General features: G+C 60.1%; 27 protein-coding genes and 1 pseudogene. All 28 read right to left on the minus strand.

Features of this window, described 5'->3' with window-relative positions; genetic code table 11:
• Positions 1-358: 358 nt before the first annotated feature.
• The gene (gene rplQ / locus GGQ85_RS08065; protein WP_079446348.1) at positions 359-772 is read right to left on the minus strand and encodes a 50S ribosomal protein L17; all 414 of its coding nucleotides are present in this window, start codon (positions 770-772) and stop codon (positions 359-361) included.
• Positions 773-888: 116 nt separating this feature from the next.
• On the minus strand, positions 889-1,920 hold the full coding sequence (locus GGQ85_RS08070) for a DNA-directed RNA polymerase subunit alpha (protein ID WP_079446347.1): 1,032 nt from the start codon (positions 1,918-1,920) through the stop codon (positions 889-891).
• A 96-nt stretch (positions 1,921-2,016) separates the two neighbouring features.
• Positions 2,017-2,406, minus strand: a complete 390-nt coding sequence (gene rpsK / locus GGQ85_RS08075; protein ID WP_006021048.1) for a 30S ribosomal protein S11 — start codon at positions 2,404-2,406, stop codon at positions 2,017-2,019.
• Positions 2,407-2,514: 108 nt separating this feature from the next.
• On the minus strand, positions 2,515-2,883 hold the full coding sequence (gene rpsM, locus GGQ85_RS08080) for a 30S ribosomal protein S13 (RefSeq protein ID WP_079446346.1): 369 nt from the start codon (positions 2,881-2,883) through the stop codon (positions 2,515-2,517).
• A 352-nt stretch (positions 2,884-3,235) separates the two neighbouring features.
• Positions 3,236-3,820, minus strand: a pseudogene (locus GGQ85_RS08085) (adenylate kinase); the annotation flags it as partial.
• 301 nt (positions 3,821-4,121) lie between these two features.
• Positions 4,122-5,453 carry a preprotein translocase subunit SecY gene (gene secY, locus GGQ85_RS08090; protein ID WP_079446344.1) on the minus strand — a complete coding sequence of 444 codons (1,332 nt, stop codon included), beginning with the start codon at positions 5,451-5,453 and terminating at the stop codon, positions 4,122-4,124.
• Between the two features lie 116 nt (positions 5,454-5,569).
• A complete protein-coding gene (rplO, locus tag GGQ85_RS08095; protein ID WP_079446343.1) occupies positions 5,570-6,055 on the minus strand; it encodes a 50S ribosomal protein L15 in 486 nt (161 codons plus the stop codon).
• 120 nt (positions 6,056-6,175) lie between these two features.
• On the minus strand, positions 6,176-6,370 hold the full coding sequence (gene rpmD, locus GGQ85_RS08100) for a 50S ribosomal protein L30 (protein WP_079446342.1): 195 nt from the start codon (positions 6,368-6,370) through the stop codon (positions 6,176-6,178).
• A 78-nt stretch (positions 6,371-6,448) separates the two neighbouring features.
• Entirely contained in the window at positions 6,449-7,024 is a 576-nt protein-coding gene (rpsE, locus tag GGQ85_RS08105) for a 30S ribosomal protein S5 (RefSeq protein ID WP_079446341.1), read from the minus strand.
• Between the two features lie 111 nt (positions 7,025-7,135).
• Positions 7,136-7,498 carry a 50S ribosomal protein L18 gene (rplR, locus tag GGQ85_RS08110; protein ID WP_079446340.1) on the minus strand — a complete coding sequence of 121 codons (363 nt, stop codon included), beginning with the start codon at positions 7,496-7,498 and terminating at the stop codon, positions 7,136-7,138.
• An 11-nt stretch (positions 7,499-7,509) separates the two neighbouring features.
• Positions 7,510-8,043: a 50S ribosomal protein L6 gene (rplF, locus tag GGQ85_RS08115; RefSeq protein ID WP_079446339.1), complete on the minus strand. Its 534-nt coding sequence runs from the start codon at positions 8,041-8,043 to the stop codon at positions 7,510-7,512.
• Between the two features lie 15 nt (positions 8,044-8,058).
• Positions 8,059-8,457 carry a 30S ribosomal protein S8 gene (gene rpsH, locus GGQ85_RS08120; RefSeq protein WP_079446338.1) on the minus strand — a complete coding sequence of 133 codons (399 nt, stop codon included), beginning with the start codon at positions 8,455-8,457 and terminating at the stop codon, positions 8,059-8,061.
• A 13-nt stretch (positions 8,458-8,470) separates the two neighbouring features.
• Positions 8,471-8,776, minus strand: coding sequence for a 30S ribosomal protein S14 (gene rpsN, locus GGQ85_RS08125; RefSeq protein ID WP_079446337.1), 306 nt, complete (start codon positions 8,774-8,776; stop codon positions 8,471-8,473).
• 43 nt (positions 8,777-8,819) lie between these two features.
• The gene (gene rplE / locus GGQ85_RS08130) at positions 8,820-9,377 is read right to left on the minus strand and encodes a 50S ribosomal protein L5 (protein ID WP_309774075.1); all 558 of its coding nucleotides are present in this window, start codon (positions 9,375-9,377) and stop codon (positions 8,820-8,822) included.
• Positions 9,370-9,684, minus strand: coding sequence for a 50S ribosomal protein L24 (gene rplX / locus GGQ85_RS08135; RefSeq protein WP_079446335.1), 315 nt, complete (start codon positions 9,682-9,684; stop codon positions 9,370-9,372). The genes rplE and rplX overlap by 8 nt, the downstream gene beginning before the upstream one ends.
• Positions 9,684-10,052 (minus strand): 50S ribosomal protein L14, encoded by a 369-nt coding sequence (rplN, locus tag GGQ85_RS08140; protein ID WP_009797128.1) that lies wholly within the window; start codon positions 10,050-10,052, stop codon positions 9,684-9,686. Before rplN ends, rplX begins: the two co-directional genes overlap by 1 nt.
• 39 nt (positions 10,053-10,091) lie before the next feature.
• Positions 10,092-10,340, minus strand: coding sequence for a 30S ribosomal protein S17 (gene rpsQ, locus GGQ85_RS08145; RefSeq protein WP_009797129.1), 249 nt, complete (start codon positions 10,338-10,340; stop codon positions 10,092-10,094).
• Between the two features lie 10 nt (positions 10,341-10,350).
• Positions 10,351-10,557, minus strand: a complete 207-nt coding sequence (rpmC, locus tag GGQ85_RS08150; RefSeq protein ID WP_309774076.1) for a 50S ribosomal protein L29 — start codon at positions 10,555-10,557, stop codon at positions 10,351-10,353.
• A 5-nt stretch (positions 10,558-10,562) separates the two neighbouring features.
• On the minus strand, positions 10,563-10,976 hold the full coding sequence (gene rplP, locus GGQ85_RS08155; protein WP_079446333.1) for a 50S ribosomal protein L16: 414 nt from the start codon (positions 10,974-10,976) through the stop codon (positions 10,563-10,565).
• A gap of 27 nt (positions 10,977-11,003) precedes the next feature.
• Entirely contained in the window at positions 11,004-11,699 is a 696-nt protein-coding gene (gene rpsC / locus GGQ85_RS08160) for a 30S ribosomal protein S3 (RefSeq protein ID WP_009797132.1), read from the minus strand.
• A gap of 19 nt (positions 11,700-11,718) precedes the next feature.
• Positions 11,719-12,105, minus strand: coding sequence for a 50S ribosomal protein L22 (gene rplV / locus GGQ85_RS08165; RefSeq protein WP_079446332.1), 387 nt, complete (start codon positions 12,103-12,105; stop codon positions 11,719-11,721).
• Between the two features lie 9 nt (positions 12,106-12,114).
• Positions 12,115-12,393, minus strand: a complete 279-nt coding sequence (gene rpsS, locus GGQ85_RS08170) for a 30S ribosomal protein S19 (RefSeq protein ID WP_309774077.1) — start codon at positions 12,391-12,393, stop codon at positions 12,115-12,117.
• A gap of 15 nt (positions 12,394-12,408) precedes the next feature.
• Positions 12,409-13,242, minus strand: a complete 834-nt coding sequence (gene rplB / locus GGQ85_RS08175; RefSeq protein ID WP_079446330.1) for a 50S ribosomal protein L2 — start codon at positions 13,240-13,242, stop codon at positions 12,409-12,411.
• Positions 13,243-13,270: 28 nt separating this feature from the next.
• Positions 13,271-13,567, minus strand: a complete 297-nt coding sequence (locus tag GGQ85_RS08180; protein ID WP_079446329.1) for a 50S ribosomal protein L23 — start codon at positions 13,565-13,567, stop codon at positions 13,271-13,273.
• A complete protein-coding gene (rplD, locus tag GGQ85_RS08185) occupies positions 13,564-14,184 on the minus strand; it encodes a 50S ribosomal protein L4 (protein ID WP_309774080.1) in 621 nt (206 codons plus the stop codon). The genes GGQ85_RS08180 and rplD overlap by 4 nt, the downstream gene beginning before the upstream one ends.
• A gap of 1 nt (position 14,185) precedes the next feature.
• On the minus strand, positions 14,186-14,926 hold the full coding sequence (gene rplC, locus GGQ85_RS08190; RefSeq protein WP_309774081.1) for a 50S ribosomal protein L3: 741 nt from the start codon (positions 14,924-14,926) through the stop codon (positions 14,186-14,188).
• Between the two features lie 103 nt (positions 14,927-15,029).
• The gene (gene rpsJ, locus GGQ85_RS08195; protein WP_002712302.1) at positions 15,030-15,338 is read right to left on the minus strand and encodes a 30S ribosomal protein S10; all 309 of its coding nucleotides are present in this window, start codon (positions 15,336-15,338) and stop codon (positions 15,030-15,032) included.
• Between the two features lie 102 nt (positions 15,339-15,440).
• Positions 15,441-15,554 (minus strand): EF-Tu C-terminal domain-related protein (locus tag GGQ85_RS08200; RefSeq protein WP_476638868.1); only part of this gene is annotated, 114 nt, incomplete at its 5' end.

A 15,554-nucleotide genomic window follows, 5' to 3' on the forward strand; every position in this document is an offset into this window, starting at 1 on the left:
CACTCCCGGGGTCAGGACCGCAGATATAGGCTTCGCTAACCTTCAAGAGAAGCAAAAGACGCTTTTTTCACGTCCGCGACGTCGCGCGGATGCCAAGACAGAACGCCATGTCATCGTCTGCACGCACATGATCGTCGCGACAGCACAACCACACACATCGCGAGTCCATCACAGACGCCGCGAAGTGCCGCACAAATCGGAACCACCTGCCGCATCCCCGTAATGGAAGCCTTTTAGCGTGCGCACCTACGCGAACGGTGTCCACTTCGCTCGAAACGCTCTCTAGGGCAGGCTCGAACCAACAAAAAAGCGGCGCCCCACGATGCGCCGCCTTTCTAAGTTTTAAAAGATGTCGAGCTTACGCGGCTTCCGAAGCTTCCTGCACCGGCCCGGAGTCCTGGCCCTTGGCATCGACGTCGCGATCGACGAACTCGATCACTGCCATCGGCGCATTATCGCCGTATCGGAATCCGGCCTTGATAATGCGGGTATACCCACCATGACGGTCCTTGTAGCGCGGCGCCAACACGTCGAACAGCTTCTTCACCTGATCGACGTCGCGCATCTCGCTGATCGCCTGACGGCGCTTGTCGAGGCCACCCTTCTTGCCGAGGGTCACCAGTTTTTCGACGATCGGACGTAGTTCTTTTGCCTTCGGCAGCGTGGTGACAATCTGCTCGTGCTTGATAAGCGCCGCCGCCATATTGGCGAACATCGCCTTGCGATGCTCCGCGGTGCGATTGAGCTTCCGGTGAACCTTACCATGACGCATTGATGTGATCCTCAGTCTTGTTCGGTTGCGACTGCTCGGCGGTCGCGCTGCTCAGGTGGGCTGCCTGCGTTCGCCCTATTTTGGGTTTCTCTCCCCCACTCCGGGGAAGAGATCACTCAGTAATGGTCCTCGAAGCGTTTTGCCAGCTCGTCTATATTTTCCGGCGGCCAGCCCGGCACTTCCATGCCGAGATGCAGACCCATCTGGGCCAGCACTTCCTTGATCTCATTCAGCGACTTGCGTCCGAAGTTCGGGGTGCGCAGCATCTCCGCTTCCGACTTCTGCACCAGATCGCCGATGTAAACGATGTTGTCGTTCTTCAGGCAATTTGCGGAACGTACCGACAGCTCCAGTTCGTCCACTTTCTTGAGGAACGCCGGATTGAACGCCAGATCCGGAATGATCTCGGTGGCGACTTCTTTGCGCGGCTCCTCGAAGTTGACGAAGACGTTGAGTTGATCTTGCAGAATACGCGCGGCGAAGGCCACGGCATCCTCGGGCGTCACCCCGCCATTCGTTTCGATGGTCATGGTCAGTTTGTCGTAGTCGAGAATCTGACCCTCGCGAGTGTTTTCGACCTTGTAGGATACCTTGCGCACCGGCGAATACAGGCTATCAACCGGTATCAGTCCGATCGGCGCATCCTCGGGCCGATTACGCTCGGCGGCAACATAACCCTTGCCGGAGGCAACCGTGAATTCCATGCGAATCTCGGCGCCATCGTCGAGGGTGCAGATCTGAAGGTCGGGATTAAGCACCACGATGTCGCCGACGGTCTGGATGTCACCTGCGGTGACGCTACCGGGACCCTGCTTCTTCACGACCATGCGCTTGGGGCCTTCCCCCTGCATCTTGATCGCGATGTCCTTGATATTCAGCACGATGTCGGTGACGTCCTCGCGAACGCCCGCGATCGAGGAGAATTCGTGTAGAACGCCATCGATGTGTACCGACTGCACCGCGGCGCCTTGCAGCGAGGACAGCAGGATTCGGCGTAGCGCGTTACCGAGTGTCTGGCCAAAACCGCGCTCAAGCGGCTCGGCAATCAGGGTTGCAAAGCGCGAGGGATCGCTGCCGGGAACGACCTGCAGCTTGTTCGGCCGAATGAGCTCTTGCCAATTTTTCTGGATCGTCACTGTTTCACCCATGCCATCAACATCGCTGGCGTTGGAGGACGCGGATCAATCCGCGCAATAAGATAAAAACCTCGAATTGGCGGAACAACAAACCGCCACTGTCGAGTATCAAACGCGCCGGCGCTTGCGCGGACGGCAACCGTTATGAGGAATCGTGGTCACATCGCGGATCGAGGTAACGGTGAAGCCCGCGGCCTGCAGCGCGCGCAGTGCCGATTCGCGTCCCGAACCCGGACCAGCCACCTCGACCTCAAGGGTGCGCATGCCGTGCTCCTGCGCCTTCTTGGAAACATCTTCCGCCGCCACCTGCGCCGCGTAAGGGGTCGACTTGCGTGATCCCTTGAAACCCATCGTCCCGGCCGATGACCAGGCGATCGTATTGCCCTGCGCATCGGTGATGGTGATGGTGGTGTTGTTGAACGACGAATTGACATGCGCGATGCCGGACGCGATGTTCTTGCGCTCGCGCCGGCGAACGCGTGTAGCTTCCTTACCCATTGTCAGCCTTTCCTGTGATCTCAACGCCGCCGTAATACCAGCGGCTCCACCGACGAAGCGAATAGCGATCAAAATCTACTCGCTGCTCGCAATTTCCTATCCGCGCTCTTACTTTTTCTTGCCGGCAATCGACTTAGCCGGCCCCTTGCGGGTACGCGCGTTAGTATGGGTGCGCTGACCGCGCACCGGCAGTCCGCGACGATGACGCAAGCCGCGATAACAACCAAGATCCATCAGCCGCTTGATGTTGATGCCTACCTCACGGCGAAGATCGCCTTCGACGAGATAGTCGCGATCGATGACTTCCCGAATCTGAAGTACTTCCTGATCGGTCAGTTGCGAGACCCGGCGATCGACCGGAATTTTGACCTTCTCGACGATCTCGGCGGCATTCTTCTGACCAATGCCATGGATGTATTGAAGCGCGATGACAACGCGCTTGTTGGTTGGGATATTCACGCCGGCAATACGGGCCACAGACTTCTCTCCTGTTGCCGACTCGCGGTGAGCCGGCCTTTCCTTCGATATTTCAGGCGGGTATCCTCAAACACAAACACGACGCCTGACCCTCAGTTATCTTAGGGTCCGGCATCGTCTGAAACGATCCGCTGGATGCTTGTTTATTAAGGACTTGGTGGCATTTCGTCAACCGTCCCGCCACTTTTGCTCGCTCTTTCGTGACTTTTGAGCCGCCAATTTTTGCTCACCTCACCGTGCTCGTTCCCCATTCCCAAGGGCCGCCTGGGACCATCATTTACTGGTTTTTCTCGCCTTTAGGTCGATTCTGGCCCGCTTACCACCGGCGGATGCCGAACTTTGACATCGGAACTCCCGACCGTCTCAGGACGCGGCGAATATCCCGCGTGACGTCATCGATAGCCATCATGCCGTCAACCGTCAGCAGCTTGCCGCGCTCCGAATAGTAGCGAATGAGCGGCTCGGTCAGCCCGCGGTAGCTGACCAGCCGCTTCGAGAGCACCTCCGGCCTATCATCGGCCCGCACCTGTTCCCCCCGCGCCGTCATTTCCGCGACACGGCTTTCAACGCGCTGCAGCAGCGCACTTTCGTCGACGCGAAGTTCAACCACGGCATCGAGTGCGAGATTTTTGGATTGGAGCAGACGATCCAGCGCCTCGGCCTGTGGGACGGTGCGCGGAAAGCCGTCGAGGATGAATCCCGTCTTCGCGTCCGCCTGTTCCAGCCGATCGGAAATGATGCCGATGACGACATCGTCCGGGACCAGCCCCCCGCTCGCCATGATGTCCTTGGCCTTGAGGCCGACCGGCGTACCGGCGGCGACGGCGGCGCGCAGCATGTCACCCGTAGAAAGCTGAATGATTCCGTAGTGATGAACCAGACGTTGCGCCTGCGTTCCTTTTCCCGCCCCCGGCGGCCCGAGAAGAATCAGTCTCATAAAGAATTGCCCCATCGCCGGGTGAACGGGCAGCCGCGCACCTGCGCCCTTCCGGCAACTAATACGGCACCCCGGCGCAGGCGATCAATGCCTCGGACAAGAATAGCAGGCGGCAGATATGCCGCGGCGATCGTATACGACCCCAAACGAAGAGCGCCGGGGCATGAAAGCAATGCGCTTGGCGGATCTGACACGCATTCGGCAAAAGTGGATACCATCATCGCAAGCAGAACACGCGCAGGTTATTGACTGAAAGCATTTCTTCTCACTGACCGATTCCGATGAGCAAGAACGCTTCACGTCATCGACGGCGGCCTCTCAACTTGGATTTTTTTATCAGGCCTTCATATTGGTGGGCCAGCAGATATCCCTGCACCTGCGACACTGTATCCATCGTGACGCTGACCACGATTAGAAGCGACGTACCGCCGAAATAGAAAGGTACCGCTGCGTAAGAAATCAAAATCTCGGGAATCAGGCAGACAACCGCGAGATAAACCGCCCCTGGCACCGTGATGCGCGAGAGCACGTAGTCGATATACTCGGCGGTTCGCTCGCCCGGCCTGATGCCCGGAATGAAGCCGCCATGCTTTTTGAGATTATCGGCTGTCTCGGTCGGATTGAAGACGATCGCGGTATAAAAGAAGGTGAAGAACACGATCAAGGCGATGTACAGGACCAGAAACATCGGCCGGCCGTGACCGAGTTGGGTATTGATCCACTGGAACCATTCTGGTCCGCTACCCGCGTTGAAGTTCGCGACCGTCGTCGGCAAGAGAAGCAGCGACGAAGCGAAAATCGGCGGGATCACACCCGAGGTATTGAGCTTCAGCGGCAGATGGGAAGACTGCCCATCAAACATCTTATTGCCGACCTGACGCTTCGGATACTGGATCAGCAACCTGCGCTGGGCGCGCTCCATGAACACGATGAAGGCAATCACCGCGACGACCATGATCAGAACGATCAGGATGATCCCCGTGGACAGCGCGCCTTGCCGGCCGAGTTCGAGCATGTTGGCGAGCGCGGACGGCAGCTCGGCGACGATACCGGCCATGATGATGAGGGAAATGCCGTTGCCAATGCCTCGCGATGTGATCTGCTCGCCGAGCCACATCAGAAACATGGTGCCGCCGGTCAATGTGATCGCGGTGGAGAGCAGGAAAAACATGCCGGGATTGGTGACGACGTTGCCTGCGCCCTGGAGACCGACGGCAATGCCGTAGGACTGGAAGAACGCCAGCACCACCGTAAGATAACGGGTGTATTGATTGATAATCTTGCGGCCAGCTTCGCCCTCCTTCTTGAGAGCCTCGAGCTTAGGCGATACCGAGGTCAACAGTTGCAGGATGATCGAGGCCGAAATGTACGGCATGATGTTCAAGGCGAAAATCGCCATGCGGTCGATACCACCGCCGGAGAACATATTGAACATCCCGAGGATGCCGCCGGCCTGGGAATTGAACACCTTTTGCCAGACCGTCGGGTCGATGCCCGGCAGCGGGATGTAGGTACCCAGCCGATAGACAAGCAACGCGCCGAGCGTGAACCAGATGCGCTTCTTCAGCTCGTCGGCTTTCGCAAAAGCCGAGAAGTTTAGGTTAGCCGCCAGTTGTTCCGCTGCTGAGACCATATTCAGCCTTCTCCCGCGCCAATGGTGCCGTCACGCTCCGCCAGAACGGGCCAGCCGGCAGACGCCAAACCTCTCATGGTTCCTGTCGTGCGCCAAAGCGGGCGATGACGCAGACGTTAGGCTGCCTCACCTTCGTCCTTCTTCGGCGCAAGGATTTTCACTGTGCCGCCGGCCTTCTCGACCGCCGTGATCGCGGACTTCGAGGCGCCGTGAACCTCGATAGTCAGTTTCGCCTTGATCTCGCCTCGGCCAAGCAGGCGGACGCCACCCTTGGCGCGACGCACCACGCCGGATTTCACCAGCGACTCGGCGTTAACGGTCTCCTTGGCATTGATCGACCCGGCATCAATTGCGGCCTGAAGCCGGTCAAGATTGATTTCAGCGAATTCCACCCGGAAGATATTGTTGAAGCCGCGCTTCGGCAAACGCCGGTGCAGCGGCATCTGGCCTCCCTCGAAGCCTTTGATGCGCACACCCGAGCGCGCCGTCTGTCCCTTGCCGCCACGGCCGCCGGTCTTGCCCTTGCCGGAGCCGATACCCCGGCCGATCCGCATGCGCTTCTTGCGCGAGCCTGCGTTGTCGGCGATATCGCAAAGTTTCATGGTCGCGTCCTCATCGTGTTCGTCGTGCCAGGATCGTCCCGGCCTTCCACGTCTTTTGCCGAACCCGGCGCACTCTAAGTCGTGGACCCCCGGCACAGGCCGGGCATAAATAGCAAATTGTTACGTCTCGTCGATTACACGGACGATGTGTCGAACCTTCTCGATCATGCCGCGAATTTCAGGCGTATCCTGTAACTCCGCGGTCCGACCGATCTTGTTGAGCTTAAGCCCGACCAACGTCGAGCGCTGTGAGTGGTGGCGGCGGATTGCGCTGCCGGTCTGCTCGACCTTGATTGTCTTTGCGGCCTTAGCCATCGTCGTCACTCCAAATCCTGTCTTGCCCGGCGGTCGGATTGGGCAGGTGGCAACCGCCGGCCCCAGCCCGGACTCCGCTTATTCGGCAACAGCCTCCGCATCACCGCCCACACGGCGCGATTGCAGCGTGGAAACCTTGATATTGCGGCGGGCGGAAACCGAGCGCGGTGAATCCTGATGCTTCAGCGCGTCGAACGTCGCGCGAATCATATTGTAGGGATTGGACGAGCCAATCGACTTCGCCACCACGTCCTGGATGCCGAGCGTCTCAAACACCGCGCGCATCGGGCCGCCGGCGATGATGCCGGTGCCGGCTGGTGCTGCGCGCAGATAAACGCGGCCTGCGCCGTGGCGGCCTGCGATGTCGTGATGCAGCGTCCGGCCCTCGCGCAGCGCCACGCGCGTCAGATTGCGCTTTGCCGACTCCGTCGCCTTGCGGATTGCCTCCGGAACTTCGCGCGCCTTGCCGTGACCGAAGCCAACCCGACCCTTCTGGTCGCCGATCACGACCAACGCCGCGAAACCGAAGCGCTTGCCGCCCTTGACGACCTTCGCCACACGATTGATGTGGACAAGCTTGTCGACGAACTCGCTGTCGCGCTCCTCGCGATCTCTGCTCCGTTCGCGTCCGCCGCGTTCGCGTTCACCTGCCATGGTGTTTTTCCGATCCTTGTGAGGCTTCGCCCCTGTCCTATTCGTTCGATATCAATTTCAAGACACGCATTCTTGTCGCAAAACCGGATCCCGCTTTTGCAGAATACGCGCTTAGAAGCTCAAACCGCTTTCGCGAGCGGCATCGGCCAGCGCCTTGACGCGACCGTGATAGAGATAGCCGCCGCGATCGAAGACCACTTCCTTGACGCCGTTCTTCACCGCCCGCTCCGCCAACAGTTTGCCGACCGCTTTGGCCGCTTCGATATTGGCGCCCGTGTTGCCCGTACCGCGCATCACCTTTTCGAGCGAGGACGCCGAGGCCAGCGTCTCGCCCTTCAGGTCGTCAATGACTTGGGCATAGATGTGCTTCGACGAGCGGAACACCGACAGCCGCGGTCTGCCATTTGCGGTGCGACGCAACGACAGCCTCACGCGTTGCTTGCGCCGGGCATTCGTAATCTTCAGTTTCGACATGACCGGCTCCGTTACTTCTTCTTTCCTTCCTTGCGGAAGATCGTTTCGTTGGCGTACTTCACGCCCTTGCCCTTGTAGGGCTCCGGCGGACGATAGCCACGGATTTCGGCCGCGACCTGACCAACGCGCTGCGCGTCATTACCCGTGATCGTGATTTCAGTCGGCTTCGGCACCGCAATCGTAATCCCCTCGGGGACCGCGTAATTGACATCGTGGCTATAGCCGAGCGCGAGCTGCAATGACTTGCCTTGCAACGCGGCGCGATAGCCGACGCCGACGATCTCAAGCTTCTTCTCGAATCCCTTTGTGACGCCGTCGACAAGATTTGCGACTTGCGCGCGCGCTGTACCATACAGCGCCTGCGCCCGCTTGGTCTCGTATCGCGGCGCGACCTTCACCGCGCCATCCTCGAGCTTCACCTCGACATCGTCATGGACGACGAACTGAAGCTGGCCTTTCGGCCCCTTCATCTTGACGGTCTGCCCTTCGACGGTCGCAGTGACACCGGATGGCACCGTGACTGGCCTCTTGCCGATGCGTGACATGGCTTAATTCCTTCCTCAGAACACCGTGAAGAGAACTTCGCCGCCCACATTCGCGTCACGCGCGTCGTGGTCGGCCATGATTCCCTTCGGCGTCGACAGCACCGAAATCCCCAGCCCGTTGTTGACGCGCGGTAGATTTTTCACGGAGGCGTAAACACGCCGCCCCGGCTTGGAGACCCGCTCGATCTCGCGGATCACGGGTTCGCCGTCGAAATACTTCAACTCGATCTCAAGCTCGCTGCGGCCCGAGGAATGCTCGACGCTGGCGTAGCCGCGGATATAGCCCTCGCTCTTGAGGACTTCGAGCACGTTAGCTCGCATCTTGGAGCCCGGGGTCGAAACCTTGGGCTTGTTGCGCATCTGCGCATTGCGGATGCGGGTGATGAGATCGCTGATCGGATCGTGCGTGGACATCTGGCGACCCTCCTTACCAGCTCGACTTCACGAGGCCGGGAACCAGGCCTCTGGAGCCAAGCTCGCGCAGCGCGATGCGACTCAGCTTGTTCTTGCGATAGTTCGAACGGGGACGTCCGGTCAATTCGCAGCGGTTGCGGATACGCGTCGCCGACGAATTGCGCGGCATTTCGGCGAGCTTCAGAGTGGCTGCGAACCGTTCCTCCATCGGCTTGGTCTTGTCGGAGATGATGGCCTTCAGCCGCGCGCGCTTCGCAGCCGCGTTCCCAGCCATCCGCCTGCGCCGGTTGTTCTTCTCGATCGAACTCTTCTTTGCCATGCTTGGCTCCTTGCCTTTCCGCGTCTGAGCGCTTCTCAGCGTCTCACTGCCGGAACGGAAAATTGAATGCAGTCAGCAGCGCCCGGGCCTCGTCGTCCGTCTGCGCCGTCGTGCAGACCGTGACATCCATGCCCCAGCTCTCCCCGACTTTGTCGAAGTCGATTTCGGGGAAAATGATGTGTTCCTTGATGCCGAGCGAGTAATTGCCGCGACCGTCGAAGCTCTTCGGATTGAGACCGCGGAAGTCGCGCACGCGCGGCAGCGCGACGTTTACCAGGCGGTCGATGAACTCGTACATCTTCGCCTTGCGCAGCGTCACCTTGCAGCCGATCGGCTGGTTTTCACGCAGCTTGTAGGTCGCGATTGCGACACGCGAATAGGTCACGATCGCCTTCTGGCCGGCGATCAGCGCCAGGTCACCAGCCGCCGTCTCGGCCTTTTTGCGGTCGTTCACGGCCTCGCCGATTCCCATATTGAGAACCACCTTGTCGAGACGCGGCACCTGCATGACGTTGGCGTAGCCGAACTCCTCGGTGAGTCTGGCGCGGATGCTCTTGTCATATTCCGCGCGCAGGCGCGGCACGTAAGCTGTTTCAGCCATCGATCTCCGCTCCCGAACGCTTGGCGACACGCACCTTGGTGCCGTCTGCCTGAATCTTGAAACCGACGCGGGTCGGCTTTCCGTCCTTGCCGACGATCGCGATGTTTGACAGGTGGACCGGCGACTCCTTCGAAATGATGCCGCCCTCCTGGTTCTGGCTCTGCTTCTGGTGGCGCTTCACCATGTTAACGCCGCGCACCAGCGCCCTGCCCTCCGCGGGGCGCACCTCGAACACCTCGCCGGTGCGACCCTTGTCGCGGCCCGACAATACGATAACCTTGTCGCCCTTCCGGATCTTGGCAGCCATCACAGCACCTCCGGCGCCAGCGATATGATTTTCATGTGGTTCTTGGCACGCAGCTCGCGCGGCACCGGCCCAAAAATGCGGGTGCCGACAGGCTCGGACTGGTTGTTGATCAGAACGGCCGCATTGCGGTCAAAACGGATCACCGAACCGTCCGCGCGGCGGATATCCTTGGATACCCGCACCACCACCGCCTTCATGACGTCGCCCTTCTTCACCTTCCCGCGCGGGATGGCTTCCTTGATCGACACGACGATGATGTCGCCCACCGTTGCATAGCGGCGCTTGGAGCCTCCAAGCACTTTGATGCACATGACACGGCGTGCGCCTGAATTATCGGCCACGTCGAGGTTGGTCTGCATCTGAATCATTGATGCACCTTGTCCTCTTTCTGATGCGCAAAATCGCGCTTAAGCAGTTTTCTTCTGTTCGCCCCGAACCACGGTCCAGCGCTTCAATTTCGAGATCGGCTTGCTTTCCTCGATCCACACCATGTCACCCGGCTTGAACTCATTGTTCTCGTCGTGCGCGTGATAGTTTTTCGAGCGGCGAATGGTCTTCTTGTAGATCGGATGGGTAAAGCGGCGATCGACGCGCACCACAACCGTCTTGGCTTGCTTGTCGCTGACGACCACGCCCTGCAGCGTACGTTTCGGCATTTCGGACCCCTTATTTCTTCGCGTCGCGCTTTTGCGCGGCGATGGTCTTGATCCGTGCAATATCGCGGCGGGCTTCGCGCAACCGCGAGGTGTTCTCAAGCTGTCCGGTGGCTCGCTGGAAGCGCAGATTGAACCGCTCCTTCTTCAGATTGGCGACGGCGTCGTCCATCTGGTCGGGGGTCATCGCGCGGATGTCGGCGGTCTTCATTTCTGCCATGTCGGTTACTCCGCAATACGCGCGACGAAGCGCGTTTTGATCGGCAGCTTGGCGGCGGCGAGAGTCAGCGCTTCCTTGGCGGTTTGCGCGGCCACGCCATCGATCTCGAAAAGAACCCGGCCCGGCTTGACCCGTACCACCCACAATTCTGGCGCCCCCTTGCCTGAGCCCATGCGGACCTCGGCCGGCTTCTTCGATACGGGCACGTCCGGAAAAACGCGGATCCAAACTCGTCCCGCGCGCTTCATGTGGCGGGTCAACGCTCGCCGCGCGGCTTCGATCTGGCGCGCCGTGATGCGCTCGGGGGCCATTGCCTTCAGGCCGAACTGGCCGAAAGCAAGTGTCGCGCCCGACGACGCGACGCCGTGGATGCGGCCCTTGTGCGCCTTCCGGAACTTGGTCTTCTTCGGTTGCATCATGGCTTACGCCCTCAAACCTTCTCTCGTTCAAGCCGCGTCGCGGCGCGGACGGCTGTCGTCGCCGGCCAGGCGCTTGTCCTGAGCCATCGGATCGTGCTCGAGGATCTCGCCCTTGAATATCCAGACCTTGACGCCGCAGGTGCCGAACGTCGTGAACGCGGTAGCAACGCCGTAGTCCACATCAGCGCGCAGCGTGTGCAGCGGCACACGGCCTTCGCGATACCACTCCATGCGGGCGATTTCGGCGCCGCCGAGACGGCCCGAGCAATTGATCCGAATGCCTTCGGCGCCGAGACGCATCGCCGACTGCACGGCGCGCTTCATCGCGCGGCGGAATGCGACGCGGCGCTCAAGCTGCTGCGCGATCGATTCGGCGACCAGCGTGGCATCGAGCTCCGGCTTGCGAATTTCGACGATGTTGAGGACCACGTCGGACGAGGTGATGTCAGCAACCCTTTTGCGAAGCTTATCGATATCGGCGCCCTTCTTTCCGATCACGACACCGGGGCGCGCCGAATGGATCGTCACGCGGCACTTTTTATGCGGACGCTCGATCACGATGCGGGCAACGGCCGCCTGCTTGAGTTCCTTGTGCAGGAGTTCGCGGATCTTGACATCCTCGTGCAGCAGCCTGCCGTACTCGCTCTTGCCGGCATACCAACGGGAATCCCAGGTCCGGTTGATACCCAGACGCAGCCCGATTGGATTGATCTTCTGACCCATCGTTTTCTCCCGCGCCTCTTTAAGCGCTCGCCTCGGCCTCGACCTGACGCACCACGATTGTCAGTTGCGAGAACGGTTTATAGATACGGCCCGAACGGCCACGGCCGCGCGGCGCGAAACGCTTCATCACCATGCCGTTGCCGACAAACGCCTCCGATACGATCAACTCGTCGACGTCGAGGTCGTGGTTGTTCTCCGCATTGGCGATCGCCGATTCCAGACACTTCTTTACGTCGACCGCGATCCGCTTGCGCGAAAACTGCAGGTCCGCGAGCGCCGCGGACGCCTTGCGGCCCCGGATCAATTGCGCAACCAGGTTGAGCTTCTGCGGGCTCACCCGAAGCATCCGGGCGATCGCCTTGGCCTCGTTTTCCGGGAGGCTCCGTTCGCGCTTTGGTTTGCTCATGACTTAACCTCAAGCCCTCTTGGCTTTCTTGTCGCCCGAGTGGCCATGGAAGGTACGAGTCGGCGAAAACTCACCGAACTTGTGACCGACCATCTCCTCGTTGACCGACACCGGCACGTGCTTCTGACCGTTGTAGACGCCGAATACCAAACCGACGAATTGCGGCAGAATGGTCGAACGGCGGCTCCAGATCTTGATGACGTCATGACGGCCGCTCGCCCGCGCGGCATCTGCCTTCTTGAGCAGGGAGCCTTCAACAAACGGGCCTTTCCAGACTGAACGAACCATGTCCGGCTTTCCTTACTACTTCTTCCGCTTGTGGCGGCTGATGAGAATGAACTTGTTGGTCGACTTGTTTGAACGGGTCTTCTTGCCTTTGGTCGGCTTGCCCCACGGCGTCACGGGATGACGGCCACCGGAGGTACGGCCTTCGCCGCCGCCATGCGGATGGTCGATTGGGTTCATGACCACGCCGCGGTTATGCGGACGGCGACCCATCCAGCGGGTGCGGCCCGCCTTGCCGATCGAGGTGTTCATATGATCCGGATTCGATACCGCGCCGATGGCGCCGCGGCAGCGGCCGTGCACCAGACGCTGCTCACCCGAATTCAGACGCAGGATGACATAGTCCTGATCGCGGCCGACGATCTGAGCATAGGTGCCAGCGGAACGTGCAAGCTGGCCACCCTTGCCGATCTTCATCTCGACATTGTGGACGATCGTGCCGACAGGCATGTTGCCGAGCGGCATGACATTGCCCGGCTTGACGTCAACATAGTTCCCCGCGACGACGGTGTCGCCGACAGCCAGACGCTGCGGCGCAAGGATATAAGCCTGCTCGCCGTCCTGATACTTGATCAGCGCGATGAATGCAGTGCGGTTTGGATCATACTCGAGCCGCTCGACGACCGCCGGCACGTCCGTCTTGCCGCGCTTGAAATCGACGTTGCGATAGGCCTGCTTGTGGCCGCCGCCGCGGAACCGAACGGTGATGCGCCCAGTATTGTTGCGGCCGCCCTTGCCGCGCTTGCCCTCGGTCAGCGTCTTGACCGGCTTGCCCTTGTAAAGGGCCGAGCGATCGACCATCACCAACTGGCGCTGGCCCGGCGTCGTGGGATTGTATGTCTTAAGTGCCATAATCTATCGCCTTAAAGCCGTTTCCGCCTCAGAGTCCGGTAGTGACGTCAATGCGGTGGCCCTCTTCGAGGGTCACAACCGCGCGCTTGACATCCGACTGCGAGCCTAAGTTGCCGCGGAAGACCTTTACCTTGCCCTTGCGCACCAGCGTATTCACGCTCTTGACCTTGACGTCGAACAGTTTCTCGACCGCTTCCTTGATTTGCGGCTTGGACGCCTTGCGCGCCACCTTGAACACCACCTTGTTGTACTCGGAGGCCATCGTCGCCTTTTCGGTAATGACCGGAGCGACAATCACGTCGTAATGCTTCGCATCGATTGTCATTTGAAGCGCGCCTCCAACGCATCAACCGCCGCCTTGGTCAACACCAGCTTCTGGCGGCGTAGAATGTCGTAGACATTGATGCCCTGGATCGGCAGCACGTCGATGTTCGGAATATTGCGCGCAGCGGTTGCGAACCCGGCATGAACCTGCGCGCCGTCAACGATCAGTGCACTGGTCAGGCCGAGGCCGGAAAAGTGACCCATCAGAGCCTTGGTCTTGGCGTTCTTCAATTCGACGCTGTCGATGACAATCAAACCGCCGTCCTTGGCCTTCGCCGATAGAGCATGGCGCAGCGCCAGCGCGCGCACCTTCTTGGGCAAATCATGTGCATGACTACGAACGACCGGCCCGAACGCGCGGCCGCCGCCGCGGAACTGGGGCGCACGGGCTGAACCGTGACGAGCGTTGCCGGTGCCCTTCTGTTTGAACAGCTTCTTGCCGGTACGCCAGATTTCCGCACGTCCCTTGGTCTTGCGGGTGCCCGCCTGACGCTTGGCGAGCTGCCAGTTCACGCAGCGCTGTATCAGATCCTTGCGCGGCTCGAGCCCGAAGATGCCGTCCGATAGTTGAACCGAACCCGCAGCCTTGCCTTCGAGGGTGGTAATGTTCAGTTCCATGTTATGCCCCCTCCTTCTCGGCCGGGACATCCGCCGTGACTTTGTCGTCCGCAGCCTGCGCGCCGCCTGCAACCTTGAACTTGCCTGGTTGCGGCGCTTCCTTGGGCAACGGCTTCTTCACCGCGTCGCGCACCGCGATCCAGCCGCCCTTGGAACCTGGAACAGCCCCCTCGACCAGGATCAGGCCGCGCTCGACGTCGGTCTTCACCACGCGCAAATTCAGCGTTGTGATGCGGTCGACGCCCATGTGGCCTGGCATCTTCTTGTTCTTGAAGGTCTTGCCCGGATCCTGACGTCCGCCAGTCGAACCGATCGAACGATGCGAGACCGAAACGCCGTGCGTAGCGCGCAGACCACCGAAATTCCAGCGCTTCATGCCGCCGGCGAACCCTTTGCCGACCGAGGTTCCGGTGACATCGACGAACTGGCCGACCACGAAATGGTCCGCCTGAATTTCCGCGCCGACAGGAATCAGCGCATCTTCGGACACACGGAATTCCGCAACCTTGCGCTTCGGCTCGACCTTGGCGACCGCGAACTGTCCGCGCTCCGCCTTCGGCAGGTAGACCGTCTTGCGCACGCCCGAGCCGAGCTGCAACGCAACGTAGCCATTCTTCTCGCCGGTCCGGTGTCCCAACACCTGACAATTGCTCAGCTTCAGCACGGTCACAGGGATATGCTCGCCGGCCTCTGTGAAGACCCGCGTCATCCCGACCTTTTGTGCGATCACTCCGGAGCGCATCGTCGTGCTTCCTGTTCTTTCTGTCCGCTAATGTGCGAACTGTTCCCAAACTTCGTTTCGACTTCCGCGTGCCCTGATCCGAAAAAACGGCGGGCTGCCGAGTTCAGAGCTTGATCTCGACGTCGACGCCTGCAGCCAGATCGAGCTTCATCAAGGCATCGACAGTCTGAGGAGTTGGATCGACGATATCGAGAAGGCGCTTGTGCGTCCGCATTTCGAACTGCTCGCGGCTTTTCTTATCGACGTGCGGCGAACGGTTGACCGTAAACTTCTCGATTCGCGTCGGCAGCGGGATCGGTCCACGGACCTGCGCGCCGGTGCGTTTCGCGGTATTTACGATCTCGCGGGTCGACGTATCGAGAATCCGATGGTCGAACGCCTTGAGACGGATGCGGATATTCTGGCCGTTCATTGCCGTGTCTCTCTTTGAAAAGCGAATAGTGAGTAGTGAGTAGCGAATAGCGAAATAGAAGATGTTCTATTCGCCACTCGCTATTCGCAATTCTCTCGTTCCTTACTCGATGATGCTGGCGACGACGCCTGCTCCGACGGTACGTCCGCCCTCGCGGATGGCGAAGCGCAGTTTCTCTTCCATCGCGATCGGCACGATCAGGTGCACTTCCATCGC

It is taken from the genome of Nitrobacter vulgaris, assembly GCF_031453995.1.
GTDB classification, from domain to species: domain Bacteria; phylum Pseudomonadota; class Alphaproteobacteria; order Rhizobiales; family Xanthobacteraceae; genus Nitrobacter; species Nitrobacter vulgaris.